At 56.2% G+C, this 2918-nt stretch carries 4 protein-coding genes; all 4 read right to left on the reverse strand.

What is annotated here, in order from left to right:
* Positions 1 to 772: 772 nt before the first annotated feature.
* The 4 genes from A9Q02_RS21085 to A9Q02_RS21100 all read right to left on the reverse strand — a co-directional run bounded on the left by A9Q02_RS21085 (position 773) and on the right by A9Q02_RS21100 (position 2812).
* Complete coding sequence (locus A9Q02_RS21085) at positions 773 to 1108, reverse strand: XisI protein (RefSeq protein WP_097655052.1); 336 nt, start codon at positions 1106 to 1108, stop codon at positions 773 to 775.
* Positions 1096 to 1512 (reverse strand): XisH family protein, encoded by a 417-nt coding sequence (locus A9Q02_RS21090; RefSeq protein WP_097655053.1) that lies wholly within the window; start codon positions 1510 to 1512, stop codon positions 1096 to 1098. Before A9Q02_RS21090 ends, A9Q02_RS21085 begins: the two co-directional genes overlap by 13 nt.
* A gap of 349 nt (positions 1513 to 1861) precedes the next feature.
* Complete coding sequence (locus A9Q02_RS21095) at positions 1862 to 2392, reverse strand: hypothetical protein (protein ID WP_216361574.1); 531 nt, start codon at positions 2390 to 2392, stop codon at positions 1862 to 1864.
* Between the two features lie 3 nt (positions 2393 to 2395).
* On the reverse strand, positions 2396 to 2812 hold the full coding sequence (locus tag A9Q02_RS21100; protein WP_097655054.1) for a restriction endonuclease: 417 nt from the start codon (positions 2810 to 2812) through the stop codon (positions 2396 to 2398).
* Positions 2813 to 2918 lie beyond the last annotated feature (106 nt).

Here is a 2918-nt window from a genome sequence, read left to right on the forward strand (position 1 = left end):
CTCGCGATATAGGGGGTGAGATCAATCTCGCGCTGTTCGCCGTTGGTGAACACCACACGGATGCGTGGGAGCATGAGGGGCGTAGCTGATTGTACGCGAATGAGTTTGGTCATCGATAGATCCCTCCTTAGGTAAGGGGGGCGATGGAAACCAGCGGTTGCGCCTGACGGGCCAAGTCCCAATTGGTCATTAACTCGGTGCGATGGAGTTCTTCCCATAAAAGGTGCTAATCCGTGGCATAGACGATCCTTTGCCGAGCAACGTTGGAGTAAGGATATGTCTCGCTTGTTGAACGTCTACGTCTAGTATAGCATAGCCATGTCTGGTAAGAGCATTGTGGGTTGAGGCCCGCCCAACCTGAATTCGACGGCGTTTTCGCCACCTCCCCGACTCCATCCCTCTCCACCCGTTGCGCACCTGTGACGCTGCGGATGCACCGTCCGCTCGTTGCCCTGCGCGGTGCGCCGCGTAGCTCCATGCGCGGTGCGCCGCGCAGCTACTGCCGCTGCAGCCTTCCGCCATGCGCCATCTTCCATCGTGGTGATGCACCGGCGCAAAGGGTTGCGGTCGCTCGATGCGTCGCTTCGCGCCTTCGCGCCGTTGCGTCAAAAAACCGGTCTTCTTTGCAAAAGGATCGGGGCAGGCGCCGCGCCGTCGCTTATTGGTGAATGCCCCCATCCGCCAATCCCGTCGGCGTCAATGCCTCGGCAACGGAACGCGAAGGCGGCCTGTGCCGACTGAATCCAGCCAGCGCATCCCGGCGCGCAACGACTCAACCGACAGCAAAATCAGTGTACGGACGCTTATATGGCGGATGGAAGGCAAGGACAATATCACGCTTCGGAACGCCTTGTTCAACCAAGCGATTCGCAATACCTTCTTCGGTTCCGTCATACTGAATCCATATCTTATCATCTCGGATATCAATATGAATAAGTGTCCCATGAATACGCTCAAGATTATTCCATCCAACGCTAAGGAGTTGATAGTGGTCACGACTTGTATCTGTAATCAACTCCATTTCGATATCACCGTAGTGTGGCCGATACGACGCATACTCGGTGAGAATAGCTTGAATGAGTTGCCGATACTGGTTTACGGTATCCATTGGATAAGCTCCTCACGTACGACGTTATACACTATCAGCATGAGTTGATAGCGCTGCACCGCCAGTTGGACAAACGGAAGATGAAAAAAGGTCTGAAAGGTTTCTTCTGGGATAGCAAGGTACAATTGCCGATCAGACTCCTGCGCTTCAAGCGCTAAGCGGTAGTTCAAGAACTGGCCAAGTGCACCATGAAAGTCTGAAATAACGGAAGGGCCAAGGAAACTTTTAATTTCAACGGCGATTCTTTCACCATCTTTTTCAGCAGCAACAAGCCGTTCTGCACCTAAATCAATACGTAAATCAACACCTCCGAATTGAATAACTAATGGATCATCTGTTACATTCCATTGTTCTTTTATCAGTGCGTTCTTTACTGCTTGATGAAACAAATCCCTGGCTGCCATAGCTGCGTGAACCTTTATTTGTCGATATCCTGGGGTCAAGCGTAGTATAGCACGAGCATTTCTCAGAGGGAAGCGGCGGCGTGGCTCGGACACGGCTGATGCAAAGTCCTCCTGATCGTCCGCAGATTACGCAGATGCGGAAGCCCTCATCTGCGTAATCTGCGTAATCTGCGGACATTATCTAACCCTACTGGGACTTTGCAACAGCCCTAGAGATGCCGCCCAATGTCGGGCTTCAGCGGCGCCGCGAAGCGCATCGGCATCAGGCGAAGCGCGTGTTAGCCAGCGACCTTGCTTTGCGTATGTGCCATTACTCCTTGAAAGTGCGCTTGAGTTGCTCACAGTATACTCACCCCCGCACCTTGCGCGGGCGTGGTACGCCAAGCGCGGCGGCGATCTGCTCAAAGCCGGTTTCGTTGGCAAAGGGGGCCAGCGCGGCGTCCATGCCGCGTAATCGTACCTTCGGCCACGAGTGATGCGCATGGTGGTGGGCACGAATAAAGGTGGTTGGCAAGGTAAAGAATTCGGGTTCCTGGGCACCGGTGGAGCCGTCGTGACGCCCGTAGAACATGCCGATGTTGAGGAAGACGACAATGAGAAAGTCGAAGGCGTCGAAGCTCGCCGCTTTGATTGGGAAGCCTCGGTCGCAGTCGGTGGCATAGCGGCTCTTGACCTGTACCCGTACCTGCGCCTGCTCGCCTGGGCCGGGTTGGTGGCGTGGGTCGGGGTGGATGCAGATCAGGTCGTACCCCTCATGGCCGGGTGGGGCCTGGTAGGTCAAGATGTTCCGCCGCATCAGGTGGCCCATGACCAGATACTCGGCTCCTGCGGCGACCACGGGCAAACGCAGCCACTCACGCTTTGTCTGCTCCTCCTCCATCGCTTATTCCTCCTCGAAGTAGTCGAGGTCGATCTTTTTGACGACGTAGCGGCTTACTTCGGTGACGCCGATGTCGTAGTCGAGCATGTATTGCGCCAGCGCTTCGCCGTCGATCAGGACGATCTTTTTTTCGATGCGGCTGACGTACTCGCGTGCTTGCTGGGAGAAGGTTGACGTGGTGATCATGACGCCTTTGCGCGCACGGACGCCTTCCAGACTGCCGGCGAAGGCTTGCACGTCGGGCCGACTGACGGTGTGCTCCCAGCGTTTGGCCTGGATGTAGACCACGTCAAGCCCCAGGCGATCTTCGTTGATGATGCCATCAATGCCGCCGTCGCCACTGCGCCCAATCGCTTTGCCGGCGTCACGCCGCGAGCCGCCGTGAACACGGCCATTATTAGTACACCCCTGAGTGTAAATCGTTAATTGTGTAAACCGATAATGGCCGCTTGGGGGCTAGCCCCCAAACCCCCAGAAGGGGGGGCAACCCCCCCCTTCACCCCCCCAGGGCGTGCTCGTGCGCTGG

Origin of the sequence: Candidatus Chloroploca asiatica (assembly GCF_002532075.1) — a bacterium.
GTDB lineage: Bacteria > Chloroflexota > Chloroflexia > Chloroflexales > Chloroflexaceae > Chloroploca > Chloroploca asiatica.

Bases quoted from the DNA above. Each gene is read 5' to 3' on its own strand.
- A9Q02_RS21085 (WP_097655052.1), bottom strand. From the start codon at position 1,108: ATGGATACCGTAAACCAGTATCGGCAACTCATTCAAGCTATTCTCACC.
- A9Q02_RS21095 (WP_216361574.1), bottom strand. From the start codon at position 2,392: ATGGAGGAGGAGCAGACAAAGCGTGAGTGGCTGCGTTTGCCCGTGGTC.
- A9Q02_RS21090 (WP_097655053.1), bottom strand. From the start codon at position 1,512: ATGGCAGCCAGGGATTTGTTTCATCAAGCAGTAAAGAACGCACTGATA.